Below are 15,906 nucleotides of genomic sequence, written 5' to 3' on the forward strand. Positions count from 1 at the left end.
ATCAACACGTCAGTGACTGATACACCGCTTTCGCGAGCAAGCCCGTTCCCACATTTGGTTTTGTGGCGGGCTTAAGGGATTTGCACGCCTTCAACCAGCAGCATATCCACCAGGCGAATCAGCGGTAAGCCAACGAGGCTGGTCGCGTCCGGCCCTTCGGTGCTCTGGAACAAGCTTACGCCCAGCCCTTCGGCCTTGAAGCTGCCGGCACAGTCATAAGGTTGCTCAGCCCGCAGGTAGCGCTCGATGCGTTCAACGCTGAGTTCGCGCATGTGCACGGTGAAAGGCACGCAGTCGACCTGGCAGTGCCCGGTCTTGCTGTTCAGCAATGCCAGCCCGGTCAGGAAGCTCACGCGTTTGCCGCTCGCCGCCAGCAGTTGCTCGCGCGCATTCTCGAACGTGTGCGGCTTGCCGATTATCCGACCTTCCAGGGCGGCGACCTGGTCGGAGCCGATGATCAGGTGCCCTGGATGGCTGGCGGCCAGGGCGCGGGCTTTCTCTTCGGCCAGGCGCTTGACCAGCTCGATGGCAGACTCATTTGCACGATGGCTTTCGTCGATGTCCGGCGAGCTGCAGATGAACGGCAAGTGCAGGCGGCTCAGCAATTCCCGGCGATAAACCGAGCTGGAGGCGAGTAATAAAGGCAGCATGTAGGTCTCCTCGGGGCAGTGGCGAATTCTAACGGGGTGACCCTCTGACGCACAGGGCTGAATTTCCTTTGACATGGCCGGGTGCATCCCTATAATGCTGCGCCTATGTTGAATGACCCGATTCCACCTCACGTTGACCCGCGCAAATTGGCTGATCGTGGCACTTCCCTTCAAGGTGAAGTACTGCTGGCCGATTTGGAGAGACTCTGCGACCCGCTTTCCGACACTGTCGGTACGGTGCAGGCCAAATTCGTTTTTGAACGAGATGAACGTAAATCTGTGGTAATTCACAGCTTTATCGACACCGAAGTCAAAATGGTTTGCCAGCGTTGTCTTGAGCTGGTCACCCTGCCGATTCACAGCGAATGCAGTTACGCTGTGGTGAAGGAGGGTGCGAATACCCAGTCGTTGCCGAAAGGTTATGACGTGCTGGAACTGGGCGAAGATCCTTTGGATCTGCATGCACTGATCGAGGAGGAGCTTCTGCTCGCCTTGCCCATTGTGCCTGCTCATCATCCGGAAGAATGCCAGCAGCCGGAGGGTCTCGATGACGAGGCCGAACCGAGCGAGGACGAGGTAACGCGGTCCAACCCGTTCAGTGTATTGGCGCAGTTAAAGCGTGACCCAAACGTTTAGGAGTTAATCAATTATGGCTGTTCAGCAGAACAAAAAATCCCGTTCCGCCCGTGACATGCGTCGTTCGCACGACGCTCTGACGGCGAGCACTCTGTCTGTAGAAAAAACCACCGGTGAAATTCACCTGCGTCACCACGTATCGCCAGAAGGCGTATACCGTGGCCGTAAAGTGATCGACAAGGGCGCTGACGAGTAATCACTTGTCTGCTCTAGTCATCGCGATAGACGCAATGGGCGGGGACTTCGGTCCCCGCAGCATTGTTCAGGCCTGCATTGCCAGCCTGTCTGCCACACCCTCGTTGCACCTGACCCTCGTCGGTCAACCCTCCCTTCTTGAAGAACTGATTGCCAGCCATCCGGCGGTGGATCGCGCGCGCCTGACGATTACGCCGGCCAGCGAAACCATCAGCATGGATGACAAGCCAGCGGCCGCCCTGCGTGGCAAGCCGGACTCTTCAATGCGGGTGGCCCTTGAATTGTTGCGTGATGGCAAGGTCCAGGCCTGTGTCAGTGCGGGCAATACCGGGGCCTTGATGGCGTTGTCGCGGCATGTGCTCAAGACCCTGCCGGGGATTGACCGGCCGGCGATGGTCGCGGCGATTCCGACGCAAAAAGGCTATTGCCAGCTGCTGGACCTGGGCGCGAATGTCGATTGCAGTGCCGAGCACCTGTTCCAGTTCGCTGTGATGGGCTCGGTGGCCGCCGAGGCGCTCGGCGTGGCGCGGCCGCGGGTGGCGTTGCTGAATATCGGCACCGAAGACATCAAGGGCAACCAGCAGGTCAAGCTTGCCGCGACCTTGCTGCAGGGCGCGCGGGGCCTGAACTACATCGGCTTTGTCGAAGGCGATGGCCTGTACCGTGGCGAAGCGGATGTGGTGGTGTGCGACGGGTTTGTCGGCAATATCCTGCTTAAATCCAGCGAAGGCCTGGCGACCATGATTGCCACGCGCATCGAGGCGTTGTTCAAGCGCAACCTGGCGTCGCGCCTGGTCGGCGCCCTGGCATTGCCATTGATGCGCCGGTTACAGGCCGACCTGGCGCCGGCACGGCACAATGGCGCGAGTTTTCTGGGCCTGCAGGGCATTGTGGTGAAAAGCCATGGTTCGGCGGGTGTAGAGGGCTTTCAAAGTGCAATTGCGCGGGCCTTGATCGAGATCCAGGAAAACCTGCCGCAACGCTTGCACGGCCGTCTTGAGGATCTGTTGCCTTAGGCGAATCGGCCCGGGAGTGCTTAAATGTGACCGGCCAGTTCAATTGACCATCCAATCTGTCAGTTTCGTACGCTCCCACCCATCTTGAAGATCGGGAGCGCGCATTTTTGACGACCAGATCATTAGGGGCTTGTTACATGTCTACATCCCTCGCATTCGTCTTTCCAGGGCAGGGTTCGCAGTCCCTCGGCATGTTGGCCGAGCTGGGCGCGCAATACCCGCTGATCCTGGAAACCTTCAAGGAAGCTTCCGACGCCCTGGGTTACGACCTGTGGGCGCTGACCCAGCAGGGGCCGGAAGAGCAACTCAATCAAACCGACAAAACCCAGCCGGCCATCCTGACCGCTTCGATCGCGCTGTGGCGTGTGTGGCTGGCCGAAGGGGGCGCGCGCCCGGCCTTCGTCGCCGGGCATAGCCTGGGCGAATACAGCGCCCTGGTGGCGGCGGGCAGCCTGACCCTCGCTGAAGCGGTCAAGCTGGTCGAACGTCGTGGCCAACTGATGCAAGAAGCCGTTCCGGCCGGGCAGGGCGGTATGGCCGCTATCCTGGGCCTGGACGATGCGGTGGTGATTGAAGCCTGCGCCGAAGCGGCCCAGGGTGAAGTGGTCAGCGCAGTCAACTTCAACTCTCCTGGCCAGGTGGTGATCGCCGGCGCCAAGGCGGCGGTTGAGCGTGCCATTGAAGGCTGCAAGGCCCGTGGTGCCAAGCGCGCCCTGCCGTTGCCGGTAAGCGTGCCGTCGCACTGCGAACTGATGCGCCCGGCGGCCGAGCGTTTTGCCGAGTCTATTGCTGCCATCAACTGGCAGGCACCGCAGATCCCGTTGGTGCAGAACGTCAGCGCGGCCGTGGCCGCCGACCTCGAGACCCTCAAGCGCGACCTGCTGGAGCAGCTCTACAAGCCTGTACGCTGGGTTGAGTCGATACAGACCCTGGCCGCGAATGGCGCCACCGAGCTCGTCGAGTGTGGCCCGGGCAAAGTCCTGGCCGGCCTGAACAAGCGTTGCGCCGACGGTGTGTCGACCGCCAACCTGAATACCCCGGATGCCTTCGCTGCCGCTCGCGCGGCGCTGGCCTGATCCCCGAACTGCTTAGGAGAAGCCTGCATGAGTCTGCAAGGTAAAGTTGCACTGGTTACCGGCGCAAGCCGTGGTATCGGCCAGGCGATCGCCCTGGAACTGGGCCGTCAGGGCGCCGTTGTGATCGGCACCGCCACATCCGCTTCGGGCGCCGAGCGTATCGCCGCGACCCTGAAGGAAAACGGCGTGCAAGGCGCTGGCCTTGAGCTGAACGTTACCAGCGATGAGTCCGTGGCTGCCGTATTGGCCGAGATCACTGCACAGTTCGGCGCACCGGCTATTCTGGTAAACAACGCCGGTATCACCCGCGATAATCTGATGATGCGCATGAAAGACGACGAGTGGTACGACGTGGTCGACACCAACTTGAACAGTCTGTTTCGCCTGTCCAAGGGCGTTTTGCGTGGCATGACCAAGGCGCGTTGGGGCCGAATTATCAATATTGGCTCGGTAGTGGGTGCCATGGGCAACGCAGGCCAAGTAAACTACGCAGCCGCCAAGGCCGGTCTGGAAGGTTTCAGCCGTGCACTGGCGCGCGAAGTCGGTTCGCGGTCGATTACGGTCAACTCGGTGGCCCCAGGGTTCATCGACACCGATATGACCCGTGAACTGCCGGAAGCACAGCGTGAAGCCTTGCTGACGCAGATTCCGCTGGGCCGTCTGGGCCAGGCTCAAGAGATCGCGAATGTGGTCACTTTCCTGGCATCCGACGGTGCGGCATACGTGACTGGGGCTACAATCCCGGTGAACGGCGGGATGTACATGAGTTAAATTGTGACGGATCGCTTCAAAAAAATGTCATACGAGCTGTCTAAAATCCGTTATAAAGCTGCAACTTAATTTATAGGCAGGTGGCCGACCGGGTACAGGGTGAAGCTTTCAGTTGAAAAGCTGAAATGGCTTTCTATACACTTACCCACTGGCCAGCTGCCTGAATTTGTCCATTAGGAGTTAAACAAGGTATGAGCACCATCGAAGAGCGCGTCAAGAAAATCGTCGCCGAGCAACTGGGCGTTAAAGAAGAAGAAGTAGTCAACACTGCTTCCTTCGTAGAAGACCTGGGTGCCGATTCCCTTGACACCGTTGAGCTGGTGATGGCTCTGGAGGAGGAATTCGAGACCGAAATCCCGGACGAAGAAGCTGAAAAAATCACTACTGTTCAAGCTGCTATCGACTACGTTACTAGCCACCAGGCGTAATCGTTTGTAGTCGTCGCTTGCTGTTAGGGAAAAACCGCACTGCTGTAACGGCGTGCGGTTTTTTCTTTAGCGGTGATCAAAAGTGAGCTCTGAAGCAAAGTGTCGTCATTAGAAAAAGGAGAGTGCTGTGTCGCGTAGACGCGTCGTAGTCACCGGTATGGGTATGTTGTCGCCACTGGGTACGGATGTGCCGAGCAGTTGGCAGGGCATTCTGGCTGGCCGCAGTGGTATTGGTCTGATCGAACACACGGACCTTTCTGCCTATTCCACCCGTTTTGGCGGCTCGGTAAAGGGCTTCAATGTCGAGGAATATCTCTCGGTCAAAGAATCCCGCAAGCTCGACCTGTTCATTCAATACGGCCTGGCAGCCGGTTTTCAGGCGGTGCGTAATGCCGGCCTGGAAGTTACCGACGCCAATCGTGACCGCATCGGCGTGGCCATGGGTTCGGGTATTGGCGGTTTGACCAATATCGAAGAAACCAGCCGCACGCTGCACGAGTCCGGCCCCCGTCGAATCTCACCGTTCTTCGTCCCGGGCTCGATCATCAATATGATTTCCGGTTTCCTGTCCATCCACTTGGGCGCACAGGGACCTAACTACGCTATCGCCACCGCCTGCACCACCGGGACGCATTGCATCGGCATGGCGGCGCGCAACATCGCCTATGACGAAGCCGACGTGATGATCGCCGGCGGCGCCGAAATGGCGGCCTGCGGCCTCGGTATGGGCGGCTTTGGTGCCTCCCGTGCACTGTCGACCCGCAACGACGAGCCGACCCGTGCCAGTCGTCCGTGGGACAAGGGCCGTGACGGTTTTGTACTGTCCGACGGCGCCGGTGCCCTGGTGCTGGAAGAGTTGGAACACGCGAAGGCGCGCGGCGCCACCATCTATGCCGAGCTGATCGGCTTTGGCATGAGCGGCGACGCCTACCACATGACGTCGCCACCGTCCGACGGTGCCGGCGCGGCGCGTTGCATTACCAATGCCTTGCGCGATGCCAAGGTCAACCCGGACCAGGTGCAGTACATCAACGCACACGGCACCTCGACCCCGACCGGCGACCTGGCGGAAGCCGAAGCCATCAAGTCGGTGTTCGGCGAGCACGCCTACAAGCTGGCGGTCAGCTCCACCAAGTCGATGACCGGCCACCTGTTGGGTGCAGCGGGCGCGGTCGAAGCGATCTTCAGCGTGATGGCCATCAAGGATCAGGTCGCTCCGCCGACCATCAACCTGGATGAGCCGGACGAAGGCTGCGACCTGAACTTCGTGCCGCACGAACCGCAACAGATGCCGATCGACGTTGCGATCTCCAACTCGTTCGGGTTTGGTGGCACCAACGGTTCCCTGGTGTTCCGCCGGTACGCCGAGTGATGCACAGCTGGGTCGACGGTCAGCCAGAGGCCACGGTGCCCCTGAAAGATCGCGGCCTGGCCTATGGCGATGGGCTGTTCGAGACCATCGCCGTCAAGGCTGGGCAGCCGATGCTGCTCGACCGCCACCTGCAGCGCCTCGATGAGGGCTGCAGGCGCCTCGCTTTCACTGTGGACCCGGGGCTGATCCGCAGTGAAGTGCTGGCTTATGCCGCCGCCCTCGGCGACGGCGTGCTCAAGTTGATCCTCACCCGTGGCGACAGCCTGCGTGGTTATGGCATCAACCCTGGCGCCCCGGTGCGCCGGATTCTGCAGGGCAGTGCGCCCGCTACCTATCCCCTGGCTCATGGAACCGACGGCATCCGCCTGTTTGCGTGTGCTACCCGCTTGGCCGAACAGCCGTTGCTGGCCGGTCTCAAGCACCTCAACCGTCTCGAGCAAGTGATCGCGCGCGCCGAGTGGCAAGACGCCGAGCATGCCGAAGGCTTGATGCTGGATATGTCCGGGCGTGTCATCGAAGGCGTGTTCAGCAACCTGTTCCTGGTGAGCAATGGTTTGTTACTAACCGCTGATCTGAATCGTTGCGGGGTCGCCGGGGTCATGCGCGCCGAGCTGCTGGCGCAGGCGCAAACCCTGGGCGTCCCGGTGGCCGTGGCCGACATCAGCCTGGAGCAGTTGCAGCAGGCTGACGAAGTTTTCGTGTGCAACAGCGTCTATGGCATTTGGCCGGTGCGTAGCTGTGCAGCGATGAGCTGGTCGGTTGGGCCGCTCACCCGTAAACTGCAGGGCATTGTTCGCGCGCTATTGGATGCTTGAGTTGATACGAAAACTGGTTGTACTGCTGCTGGTCGGTGTGTTCTCGGCGGCTTTGCTGTTGGGCTTTGGCGCCTGGAAACTTGATTCTGCCCTGAAGCAGCCCTTGAACCTGACCCAGGAGCAATTGCTCGATGTGCCAGCAGGGGCCACGCCCACCGGCACCTTCAATCGGCTGGAAGCCGACGGCGTGCTCGACGGTGCCTTCTGGCTGCGTCTGTACTGGCGCTTCAACCTCGACGGCCAGCCCCTGCACAGCGGCGAATACCGCATGACCCCGGGCATGACCGCCCAGGGCCTGATCGGCCTGTGGCAGCGCGGCGAAGTGGTGCAATACAGCCTCACCTTGGTTGAAGGCTGGAATTTCCGCCAGGTGCGCTCGGCCCTGGCCAAGCACGAAAAGATTGTGCAAACCCTTTCCGGCCTGAGTGACAGCGAAGTGATGGACAAGCTCGGGCACCCGGGCGTATTCCCCGAAGGTCGGTTCTTCCCGGACACCTACCGCTTCGTGCGCGGCATGACCGATGTCGAGTTCCTGAAAAAAGCCTACAACCGCCTGGAAGAAGTCCTCGCCCAGGAGTGGAGCAAGCGCGCCGCCGATGCGCCGTACGCCGACCCGTACCAAGCGCTGATCATGGCCTCCCTGGTGGAGAAAGAGACCGGCGTACCGGAAGAACGCGGGCAGATCGCCGGCGTGTTTGTACGCCGCCTGAAGATCGGCATGTTGTTGCAGACCGACCCGACCGTGATCTACGGCCTCGGTGAGCGCTACAACGGCAAGTTGACTCGCGCCCACCTCAAGGAAGCCAACCCGTACAACACCTACATGGTCGCCGGGCTGCCGCCGACGCCGATTGCCATGGTCGGCCGCGAAGCAATCCACGCGGCGCTGAACCCGGTGCCTGGCAGCAGCCTGTATTTCGTCGCGCGTGGTGATGGCAGCCATATTTTCTCCGATGACCTGGATGCGCATAATGCCGCCGTACGCGAATTCCAGCTCAAGCGCCGCGCCGATTACCGCTCCAGCCCGGCGCCGGTGGTAAAACCGCCGGCAGATGTAACGCCGCCAACGGATGCACCTGTCGAGCCCGCGCCGGACACCGGCGCGCCGCAAAGCTCGCAATGACTCTGACTAAGGACTGCCTGTGACTGGCTTGTTTATTACCCTGGAAGGCCCTGAAGGCGCCGGCAAGAGCACCAACCGTGATTACCTCGCGGAGCGCTTGCGCGAGCAAGGGATCGAGGTAGTGCTGACCCGTGAGCCCGGCGGCACACCGCTGGCCGAGCGCATCCGTGAAGTGTTGCTGGCCCCAGGCGAAGAACAGATGAACCCGGACACCGAGCTGCTGCTGGTGTTCGCCGCCCGTGCACAACACCTGGCCGAAGTGATTCGCCCGGCCCTGGCACGCGGTGCCGTGGTGATTTGCGACCGGTTTACCGATTCCACTTACGCCTACCAGGGCGGTGGCCGTGGCTTGTGCCTGGCGCGCATCGCCACCCTGGAAACCTTCGTGCAAGGTGATCTGCGCCCTGACCTGACCCTGCTGTTCGACCTGCCGGTGGCAGTCGGTATGGCCCGCGCCAGTGCGCGTGGGCGTCTCGATCGCTTCGAGCTGGAAGGCCAGGTGTTTTTCGACGCCGTACGTGCCGCGTTCCTCAAGCTGGCCAAGGCCGAACCTGCACGCTATCACCTGTTGGACGCCGCCCAGCCGCTGGCCCAGGTGCAGCACGCCATTGATGCCTTGCTGCCAGACCTGCTGGAGCGCGCCCGTGGCTGAAGCCTACCCGTGGCAGGACAGTCTCTGGCAACAGTTGGCGGGGCGTGCCCAGCATGCGCATGCCTACCTGTTGCATGGGCCAATCGGCATCGGCAAGCGTGCGTTGGCCGAACGCCTGATGGCCAGCCTGCTGTGTCAGCGCCCGGTCAACCTCCAAGCGTGCGGCGAGTGCAAATCCTGCCTGTTGCTCAAGGCCGGCAGCCATCCGGACAATTACCTGCTGGAACCTGAGGAAGCCGACAAGGCAATCAAGGTCGACCAAGTGCGCGACCTTGTCAGCTTCGTAGTGCAGACCGCGCAGATGGGTGGGCGCAAGGTGGTGCTGATCGAGCCGGTGGAAGCGATGAACATCAACGCCGCCAACGCCTTGCTCAAGAGCCTCGAAGAACCGTCCGGCGATACCGTGCTGCTGCTGGTGAGTCACCAGTCCAGCCGCTTGCTGCCGACCATCCGCAGCCGCTGCGTGCAACAGGCCTGCCCGTTGCCGAGCGAGGCCATGAGCCTGCAATGGCTGGCGCAGGCGTTGCCGGACTGCTCGTCGGATGAGCGTATTGAATTGCTGACCCTCGCCGCCGGCTCACCGCTGGCGGCGGTCAAGCTGCATGCCCAGGGCGTGCGTGAGCAACGCGCGCTGGTGGTGGATGGCGTGAAAAAGTTGCTCAAGCAAGAGCTGTCCGCCACGCAGTTGGCGGAAAGCGCCTGGAAGGACATTCCATTGCTGCTGCTGTTTGACTGGTTCTGCGACTGGTCGAGTCTGATCCTGCGCTACCAGTTGACCCAGGATGAAAACGGCCTGGGTTTGCCGGACATGCGCAAAGTGGTGCAGTACCTCGCGCAAAAAAGCTCGCAGGACAAGGTGCTGACTATCCAGGACTGGATCCTCGCCCAACGCCAGAAGGTACTCGGCAAGGCCAACCTCAACCGCGTGCTGTTGCTCGAAGCGCTGCTGGTGCAGTGGGTTGGCTTGCTCGGCCGACGTTAATTTCAGTGGCCAGCGGGTGTATCGTTGGCCAGACACTCTTTCCGTAATCCAAGTTGCAGATCCCTATGCTCGTAGATTCCCATTGCCACCTCGACCGTCTTGACCTCGCCCAGCACGACGGCTCCCTTGACGCTGCGCTTGAAGCGGCACGCCAGCGCGGGGTAGGGCACTTCCTGTGCATCGGCGTCAGCGCCGAGAATGCCGCCGACGTCAAAGCCCTGGCCGAGCGTTACGCGGATGTGGATTGCTCGGTGGGTATCCACCCGCTGGACCTCAAGCCCGGCGAAGCCCCGGCCCTCGACTGGCTGCTGGGTGAGCTCAACCACCCGCGCGTAGTGGCCATCGGCGAAACCGGCCTGGACTACCACTACGAGCCGGAAGCCGCCGAACTGCAGCAGGCCTCCTTTCGCCTGCACCTGCAGGCAGCGCAGCACACTGGCAAACCGGTGATCATCCACACCCGCGGCGCCCGTGCCGACACCCTGACCTTGCTGCGCGAGGCCGCGCTGCCACAGGCCGGCGTGCTGCATTGCTTCACTGAGGATTGGGACATGGCCAAGGCCGCCCTCGACCTTGGCTACTACATCTCGCTGTCGGGCATTGTCACCTTCCGCAATGCCGACGCCTTGCGCGATGTGGCGCGCCAGGTGCCGGCCGACCGCCTGCTGGTGGAAACCGACTCGCCTTACCTTGCGCCCATCCCGCATCGCGGCAAGCCTAACCTGCCGGAGTATGTGCGCGATGTGGCGGACTATCTGGCCATGCTGCGCGGTGAGTCCTACGAGCGTTTCGCCGAACAGACTACCGCCAACTTCAAGCGCCTGTTCCCGCTGGCCCACGTAGCCGGCTGACGTACTCAAATCGCAGGCAAAAAAAACCCGGGTTCTGGGGGGGTGAATCCGGGCTAAGACCATTAGGAGTAAAACAAGGGCACACAGTCCGTCGGTACCCAGGTCAACGCGTCACTTGGGGGAGATGCCGCGTCGACTATTGAAGTATTGATCAGTATGCCGTTCAGTCCAGTCGCATCTGATCGTTTTTTAAACAGATTTGGAATACGCGCGCTTCGCTTGAGTTCTCATTGGAGCGGTGCACAGCTGTAGTATTTGCGTATTTTTTCTGACTGATAACCACCAAAACGTTGGCGCGCTGAAAGTAAAGTGCGTTCCGGGTCCACATAGACGTTGCCCAACGACCGTTCAGTCGGGATAATCCCTCGCATCGGGTAATTCGTATCGCCACGTCTGCGTGGCCCTGCGCAACCCTCCACTTTTCCGACCTTTGCAGACCTCTTCCTCATGCACAAAGAACCCCGTAAGGTCCGTGAATTTCGCCGCCGTGAGCAGGAAATTCTCGACACTGCACTCAAGTTGTTCCTCGAACAGGGTGAAGACAGCGTTACCGTGGAGATGATTGCGGATGCCGTGGGTATCGGCAAAGGCACCATCTACAAGCACTTCAAGTCCAAGGCCGAGATCTACCTGCGCCTGATGCTCGACTACGAGCGTGACCTGAACGAGCTGCTGCATTCGGCCGATGTCGACAAGGATAAGGAAGCGCTGTCCCGCGCTTACTTCGAGTTCCGCATGCGTGACCCGCAGCGCTACCGCCTGTTTGACCGCCTGGAAGAAAAAGTGGTCAAGGGCCATCAGGTGCCGGAGATGGTCGAGGAACTGCACAAGATCCGTGCCTCGAACTTCGAACGCCTGACGCTGTTGATCAAGGGCCGTATCAGCGAAGGCAAGCTGGAAGACGTACCGCCGTATTTCCACTATTGCGCGGCCTGGGCGTTGGTGCATGGCGCCGTGGCGTTGTATCACTCGCCGTTCTGGAGCAATGTGCTGGAAGATCAGGAAGGCTTCTTCCAGTTCCTGATGGACATCGGCGTGCGCATGGGCAACAAGCGCAAGCACAGTGCCGAGCTGCCGCAAACACCCGTCGAAACGCCTGCCAGCTGATAATTTGCAACCAGGCGCAGTACCCTAGGAATATACTCAGGCAAGGATCTTGCTAAAAGCTGATTTATCAGTCAGCTTTTAGCGTGCCCGAATCATCCTCTGCCGGAGTGATCCATGATCGTTGATCGTCAAGGCAGGCGTTTTCGCAATTTGCGGATCAGCCTGACCTCAGCCTGCAATTACGCGTGTACCTACTGTGTGCCGAACGGCAAGCGGCTGGTGGCTGCCCAGGACGAACTCTCGGCCGAGGCCATGGCGCGTGGCGTGGCCTACCTGATTGAAGCGGCAGGTATCGAGCGCTTGCGCATCACCGGCGGCGAACCGCTGGTCAGCCCCAAGCTGGAAGCGTTTATGGGCGCAGTGGGCGGGATGGGCCTCAGTGATATCAGCCTGACCACCAATGGCCAGTTGCTCGCGCGCAAGCTGCCGCTGCTGGTGGATGCCGGCATTAAACGCATCAACGTCTCCCTCGACACCCTGGATGCCGACGCCTTTCGCAGTATCGCCCGTGGCGGCGACCTGGCCAGCGTGCTTGATGGCATGGACCAGGCGCGCGCGGCCGGGATCAAGATCAAGGTAAACATGGTGCCGTTGCGCGGCCAGAACCTGGACCAGGTGATGCCGCTGCTCGACTATTGCCTGGCGCGCGGCTATGAGCTGCGCTTTATCGAACTGATGCGCATGGGCCACCTGGCCAAGGATTCCAATGCGTTCCTGCAGCAATTTGTCAGTCTGCAGCAACTGCTCAGCCTGATCGGCGAACACCACGAATACCTGCAAGCCAACGCCCCGGTGGATGCCACGGCAGTGCGTTACGAAGTGCCCGGCAAAGGCTTTTTTGGCGTGATCGCCAATGAAAGCGTGCCGTTCTGCCGTACTTGCTCACGGCTGCGGTTGTCGTCCACCGGCTGGTTGCATGGCTGCCTGTCGTCGAGTAACCGCCACTACGTCGGCGACCTGCTCGACCAACCTCGCCACCAAGCGCTGCCAGCGCTACAGGGTCTGTTGATGAAAGCCCTGGGCGATAAACAGGAAGTGGCCTTCTCGGGCGGCGCGACAGTCATGAAGATCATCGGCGGTTAGTGAGCCAAGCTGGCGCAGAACCTGCATTACCTGCCCATTCGCCGGTTTTCCGTCACCGGCTTCTGGAGGATTAGGATGCGTAGTCTGGTTTTGTTGCTGGCGTCATTGACGCTGAGTGGTTGCATGACCGTCAGCGATATGGCCGAAGGCACCCGCTATCAGATGAGCGACGCCGGGTTGCTCGATCACAGCGATACCCGCCGTACCGCGTCGGTGCGCATACAGCCGGACTCCTTTGTCTTCATCGCCCAGGGCGCCTTCGTGCCGCCCGGCAGTGCCTACCCGCGCCCGAACGTGGTGGCTGAGGAAGCCTTCAACGGGTTCGTCGAATATTTCCCCATGGTGCGTCGCGCGCGCCAACCCGAAGGCCTCGAGCAGGCAATGTCCGAAGCCCGCGCAGCCGGTGCGCATTACCTGCTGTACTGCCGCTTTGCGGCCGCCGACGACCGTATCGGCAATGCCGATGAGTGGACCGACCAGCAGGCGCTTGATCGCGTTGGCCTGGACACCGGCGTGATTCAGATCATGTTGATCGAGACCAGCACCCAGTATTTGATTGATACTGCACGCATACGTAGTCGTGGCGGTTTACTGACGTTCCACGACAATAGGCCCCAAGATCTGATTGCCCGCCCTCTGGCACAATATGCACGAGGCCTGCTGGGCATGAGCGATCAGTAAAAAACAGGAGATCTCCATGACCGATACCGCCAAGGCCAACGATCTGTTGGCGCAACTGCCCAAGGGCAAGGGGCCGGCGCCGGTGCATCTGTGGAACCCGGATTTTTGCGGCAACATCGACATGCGCATCGCCCGCGACGGCACTTGGTTCTACCAGGGCACGCCAATTGGGCGTAAGCCGATGGTCAAATTGTTCTCCAACATCATCCGCCGCGATGGCGATGATTATTTCCTGATCACTCCGGTGGAAAAAGTTGGCATCAGCGTCGATGATGCGCCATTTGTCGCGGTCACGCTGGACGTGGAAGGGCAGGGCGAGAGCCAGTTGCTGCGCTTTACCACCAACGTCGATGATCAGATCGAAGCCGGCCTCGAACACCCTTTGCGCGTAGTCATCGACCCGGTCACCCAGGAGCCTTCGCCCTATCTACGGGTACGCACCAACCTCGAAGCCCTTGTGCATCGCAACGTGTTCTACCAATTGGTCGAGCTGGCGGTTAGCCGTCCGATCAACGGTCAGAATTGGCTGGGCGTCTGGAGCGGAGGGGAGTTTTTCCGCATCGGCTTGGAGCCCTGAGGCCGGTTTTTTCATCTCGCTGAAATAATTTGCTTGCTGCCATCGGGCGCTTTCGGTTATCAATTTGTACATGATTAGACATGTCCGATTTGATAAGAAAAAACGCGTCGTCGACGAGCTCATCCGCCGGATCGAGGGTGGGGTGATGGCCGACGGCTTCCTGCTGCCGGGCGAGCATCAACTGGCCGAAGAGTTTGCGGTCAGCCGAGGCACCCTGCGCGAAGCCCTCGCCGAGCTCAAACGCCGCAACTACATCGCGACCCAGAGCGGTGTCGGCTCCATCGTCACCTTTGACGGCATGGTGCTCGACCAACACAGCGGCTGGGCCCAGGCCCTGGCGGACACCGGTGCACGGGTGACCACCGATATCCTGCGCCTGGAAGCTGTGACCCGCCCCGACCTGCTCAGCCGCTTTGGCAGTGACCAGTTCATCGCCCTCGACCGCCGTCGCCGCACCACCGATGGCACCGCGGTGTCCCTGGAGCGCTCGCTGATGCCGGCTTCGGGTGGCCTGGAAAGCCTGCCCCGGGTTGGCCTGATCGACAATTCCCTGACCATCACCCTGGCAGCCTACGGCTATGTGGGCGCCGAAGGTGACCAGTGGATCGGCGCCGAACCGCTGAGCGATGAAGACGCCGAGCTGCTCGGCCGCCCAGCCGGCACGGTGTTTCTCAAGGCTTCGCGCACCACCTACGACCGTCGCGAACGTTTCATGGAGTACGTCGAAAGCTTGCTCGACCCTCTGCACTTTCGCCTGCATCTCCAATTTGGATCCTCGAAATGACTCTGCAAAACCGCGCCCTCGGCGCCTTCTATGGCTTGGCCTTGGGCGATGCCTTGGGCATGCCCACTCAGTCCTTGAGCCGCGAGCAAGTCAGGGCGCGCTTCGGTGCGATCACGGCTCTGGAAGACGCCGACGCCGACCAACCCATCGCGCCGAACATGCCCGCCGGTTCCATCACCGATGACACTGAACAGGCGATCCTGGTCGGCGAGTTGCTCGTCGAAGGCCAGGGCAAGATCGAGCCGACCGTGCTCGCCCAGCGCCTGATCGACTGGGAAGCCGTCATGCGCGCCAAGGGCTCCCAGGATTTGCTCGGCCCATCGACCAAGCGCGCGATCGACATGATCCTCGCCGGTCACACCCCGCAAGAGTCCGGACGCTACGGCACCACCAACGGCGCCGCCATGCGCATCACCCCGGTGGGCATCGCCGCCGACGTCAGCGACCCGGCGTCGTTTATGCAGGCGGTGATCCAGGCCTGCCAGGTTACCCACAACACCACGCTGGGCATCTCCAGCGCGGCGGCCGTGGCGGCGGTGGTGTCGGCCGGCATCAACGGTGTGGACCTGGGCGAAGCCTTGAACATCGGCACGCAGATCGCCCAACAGGCGGAAATCCACGGCCACTGGATTGCCGGTGGACGCATTTCCACGCGCATCAGCTGGGCGCGGACCCTGAGCGTCGGCAGCGGCGACAAAGCCCTGTTTGCCGACCTGCTCTACGAACTGATCGGCACCTCCGTCGCGTCCCAGGAATCGGTTGTCGTGTCATTTGCCCTCGCCCAGCAGGTCGCCGTGGGCGAGTTGGATGCCTTCGAAGCCCTGTGCCTGGCCGCCAGCCTTGGTGGTGACACCGACACCATCGCGGCGATTCTCGGCGCCATGCTGGGCGCGTGCCTGGGCATGCAGTGCTGGCCTGAGGCGATGATTGAACAGGTCAAGGCCGTCAATGGCCTGGATTTGCAGCCGCTGGTCGCAGGGCTGCTCGCATTGCGCTAACGCCGCAGACCAAAAAAGTGTGGGCGCGGGCTTGCTCGCGAATGCGGCTTATCAGAAACCGCTGTGCTGACTGACACACCGCTTTCGCGAGCAAGCCCGCTCCCACAGT

Annotated in this window: 19 protein-coding genes; 18 read left to right on the forward strand and 1 reads right to left on the reverse strand. The window is 61.2% G+C overall.

The window, feature by feature from the left end:
• Window positions 1-71: 71 nt before the first annotated feature.
• The gene (locus WBR57_RS29110) at window positions 72-650 is read right to left on the reverse strand and encodes a Maf family protein (RefSeq protein WP_424088830.1); all 579 of its coding nucleotides are present in this window, start codon (window positions 648-650) and stop codon (window positions 72-74) included.
• 105 nt (window positions 651-755) lie between these two features.
• Between WBR57_RS29110 and WBR57_RS29115 the strand changes: the two genes are divergently transcribed.
• The 18 genes from WBR57_RS29115 to WBR57_RS29200 all read left to right on the forward strand — a co-directional run bounded on the left by WBR57_RS29115 (window position 756) and on the right by WBR57_RS29200 (window position 15,797).
• Window positions 756-1,286: a YceD family protein gene (locus WBR57_RS29115; RefSeq protein WP_424088831.1), complete on the forward strand. Its 531-nt coding sequence runs from the start codon at window positions 756-758 to the stop codon at window positions 1,284-1,286.
• 13 nt (window positions 1,287-1,299) lie between these two features.
• On the forward strand, window positions 1,300-1,482 hold the full coding sequence (gene rpmF, locus WBR57_RS29120; RefSeq protein WP_008152339.1) for a 50S ribosomal protein L32: 183 nt from the start codon (window positions 1,300-1,302) through the stop codon (window positions 1,480-1,482).
• Window positions 1,483-1,486: 4 nt separating this feature from the next.
• A complete protein-coding gene (gene plsX / locus WBR57_RS29125) occupies window positions 1,487-2,497 on the forward strand; it encodes a phosphate acyltransferase PlsX (RefSeq protein WP_424088850.1) in 1,011 nt (336 codons plus the stop codon).
• A gap of 137 nt (window positions 2,498-2,634) precedes the next feature.
• Window positions 2,635-3,573 carry an ACP S-malonyltransferase gene (gene fabD / locus WBR57_RS29130; protein WP_424088852.1) on the forward strand — a complete coding sequence of 313 codons (939 nt, stop codon included), beginning with the start codon at window positions 2,635-2,637 and terminating at the stop codon, window positions 3,571-3,573.
• A gap of 27 nt (window positions 3,574-3,600) precedes the next feature.
• Window positions 3,601-4,344, forward strand: a complete 744-nt coding sequence (gene fabG, locus WBR57_RS29135) for a 3-oxoacyl-ACP reductase FabG (RefSeq protein WP_424088854.1) — start codon at window positions 3,601-3,603, stop codon at window positions 4,342-4,344.
• Window positions 4,345-4,535: 191 nt separating this feature from the next.
• Entirely contained in the window at window positions 4,536-4,772 is a 237-nt protein-coding gene (acpP, locus tag WBR57_RS29140) for an acyl carrier protein (RefSeq protein ID WP_003175607.1), read from the forward strand.
• 127 nt (window positions 4,773-4,899) lie between these two features.
• Window positions 4,900-6,144, forward strand: a complete 1,245-nt coding sequence (gene fabF / locus WBR57_RS29145) for a beta-ketoacyl-ACP synthase II (protein ID WP_424088867.1) — start codon at window positions 4,900-4,902, stop codon at window positions 6,142-6,144.
• On the forward strand, window positions 6,144-6,959 hold the full coding sequence (pabC, locus tag WBR57_RS29150) for an aminodeoxychorismate lyase (protein WP_424088869.1): 816 nt from the start codon (window positions 6,144-6,146) through the stop codon (window positions 6,957-6,959). The genes fabF and pabC overlap by 1 nt, the downstream gene beginning before the upstream one ends.
• A 1-nt stretch (window position 6,960) precedes the next feature.
• On the forward strand, window positions 6,961-8,082 hold the full coding sequence (gene mltG / locus WBR57_RS29155; protein ID WP_424088889.1) for an endolytic transglycosylase MltG: 1,122 nt from the start codon (window positions 6,961-6,963) through the stop codon (window positions 8,080-8,082).
• Window positions 8,083-8,101: 19 nt separating this feature from the next.
• Window positions 8,102-8,734 (forward strand): dTMP kinase, encoded by a 633-nt coding sequence (gene tmk, locus WBR57_RS29160; RefSeq protein WP_424088871.1) that lies wholly within the window; start codon window positions 8,102-8,104, stop codon window positions 8,732-8,734.
• The gene (locus WBR57_RS29165; protein WP_424088873.1) at window positions 8,727-9,716 is read left to right on the forward strand and encodes a DNA polymerase III subunit delta'; all 990 of its coding nucleotides are present in this window, start codon (window positions 8,727-8,729) and stop codon (window positions 9,714-9,716) included. Before tmk ends, WBR57_RS29165 begins: the two co-directional genes overlap by 8 nt.
• Before the next feature lie 65 nt (window positions 9,717-9,781).
• Complete coding sequence (locus tag WBR57_RS29170) at window positions 9,782-10,567, forward strand: TatD family hydrolase (RefSeq protein WP_424088875.1); 786 nt, start codon at window positions 9,782-9,784, stop codon at window positions 10,565-10,567.
• Between the two features lie 447 nt (window positions 10,568-11,014).
• Window positions 11,015-11,674 (forward strand): TetR/AcrR family transcriptional regulator, encoded by a 660-nt coding sequence (locus WBR57_RS29175; RefSeq protein WP_424088877.1) that lies wholly within the window; start codon window positions 11,015-11,017, stop codon window positions 11,672-11,674.
• A 114-nt stretch (window positions 11,675-11,788) separates the two neighbouring features.
• On the forward strand, window positions 11,789-12,757 hold the full coding sequence (locus tag WBR57_RS29180) for a GTP 3',8-cyclase MoaA (RefSeq protein WP_424088879.1): 969 nt from the start codon (window positions 11,789-11,791) through the stop codon (window positions 12,755-12,757).
• Window positions 12,758-12,832: 75 nt separating this feature from the next.
• A complete protein-coding gene (locus WBR57_RS29185) occupies window positions 12,833-13,438 on the forward strand; it encodes a DUF4823 domain-containing protein (protein WP_424088881.1) in 606 nt (201 codons plus the stop codon).
• Between the two features lie 16 nt (window positions 13,439-13,454).
• Entirely contained in the window at window positions 13,455-14,015 is a 561-nt protein-coding gene (locus WBR57_RS29190) for a DUF1285 domain-containing protein (protein WP_424088883.1), read from the forward strand.
• Window positions 14,016-14,085: 70 nt separating this feature from the next.
• Window positions 14,086-14,799, forward strand: a complete 714-nt coding sequence (locus tag WBR57_RS29195) for a GntR family transcriptional regulator (RefSeq protein ID WP_424088885.1) — start codon at window positions 14,086-14,088, stop codon at window positions 14,797-14,799.
• A complete protein-coding gene (locus tag WBR57_RS29200; RefSeq protein ID WP_424088887.1) occupies window positions 14,796-15,797 on the forward strand; it encodes an ADP-ribosylglycohydrolase family protein in 1,002 nt (333 codons plus the stop codon). The genes WBR57_RS29195 and WBR57_RS29200 overlap by 4 nt, the downstream gene beginning before the upstream one ends.
• The last annotated feature ends 109 nt before the right edge of the window (window positions 15,798-15,906 follow it).

Source organism: Pseudomonas sp., from assembly GCF_049590575.1.
Lineage (GTDB): Bacteria > Pseudomonadota > Gammaproteobacteria > Pseudomonadales > Pseudomonadaceae > Aquipseudomonas.

Excerpts from the sequence above, each read along its gene's own strand:
- acpP (WP_003175607.1), top strand. The coding sequence starts at position 4,536 with ATGAGCACCATCGAAGAGCGCGTCAAGAAAATCGTCGCCGAGCAACTG.
- WBR57_RS29110 (WP_424088830.1), bottom strand. The coding sequence starts at position 650 with ATGCTGCCTTTATTACTCGCCTCCAGCTCGGTTTATCGCCGGGAATTG.
- WBR57_RS29200 (WP_424088887.1), top strand. The coding sequence starts at position 14,796 with ATGACTCTGCAAAACCGCGCCCTCGGCGCCTTCTATGGCTTGGCCTTG.
- WBR57_RS29170 (WP_424088875.1), top strand. The coding sequence starts at position 9,782 with ATGCTCGTAGATTCCCATTGCCACCTCGACCGTCTTGACCTCGCCCAG.
- WBR57_RS29180 (WP_424088879.1), top strand. The coding sequence starts at position 11,789 with ATGATCGTTGATCGTCAAGGCAGGCGTTTTCGCAATTTGCGGATCAGC.
- fabD (WP_424088852.1), top strand. The coding sequence starts at position 2,635 with ATGTCTACATCCCTCGCATTCGTCTTTCCAGGGCAGGGTTCGCAGTCC.
- WBR57_RS29190 (WP_424088883.1), top strand. The coding sequence starts at position 13,455 with ATGACCGATACCGCCAAGGCCAACGATCTGTTGGCGCAACTGCCCAAG.
- rpmF (WP_008152339.1), top strand. The coding sequence starts at position 1,300 with ATGGCTGTTCAGCAGAACAAAAAATCCCGTTCCGCCCGTGACATGCGT.
- WBR57_RS29195 (WP_424088885.1), top strand. The coding sequence starts at position 14,086 with ATGATTAGACATGTCCGATTTGATAAGAAAAAACGCGTCGTCGACGAG.
- WBR57_RS29185 (WP_424088881.1), top strand. The coding sequence starts at position 12,833 with ATGCGTAGTCTGGTTTTGTTGCTGGCGTCATTGACGCTGAGTGGTTGC.
- WBR57_RS29175 (WP_424088877.1), top strand. The coding sequence starts at position 11,015 with ATGCACAAAGAACCCCGTAAGGTCCGTGAATTTCGCCGCCGTGAGCAG.
- pabC (WP_424088869.1), top strand. The coding sequence starts at position 6,144 with ATGCACAGCTGGGTCGACGGTCAGCCAGAGGCCACGGTGCCCCTGAAA.
- WBR57_RS29115 (WP_424088831.1), top strand. The coding sequence starts at position 756 with ATGTTGAATGACCCGATTCCACCTCACGTTGACCCGCGCAAATTGGCT.
- fabG (WP_424088854.1), top strand. The coding sequence starts at position 3,601 with ATGAGTCTGCAAGGTAAAGTTGCACTGGTTACCGGCGCAAGCCGTGGT.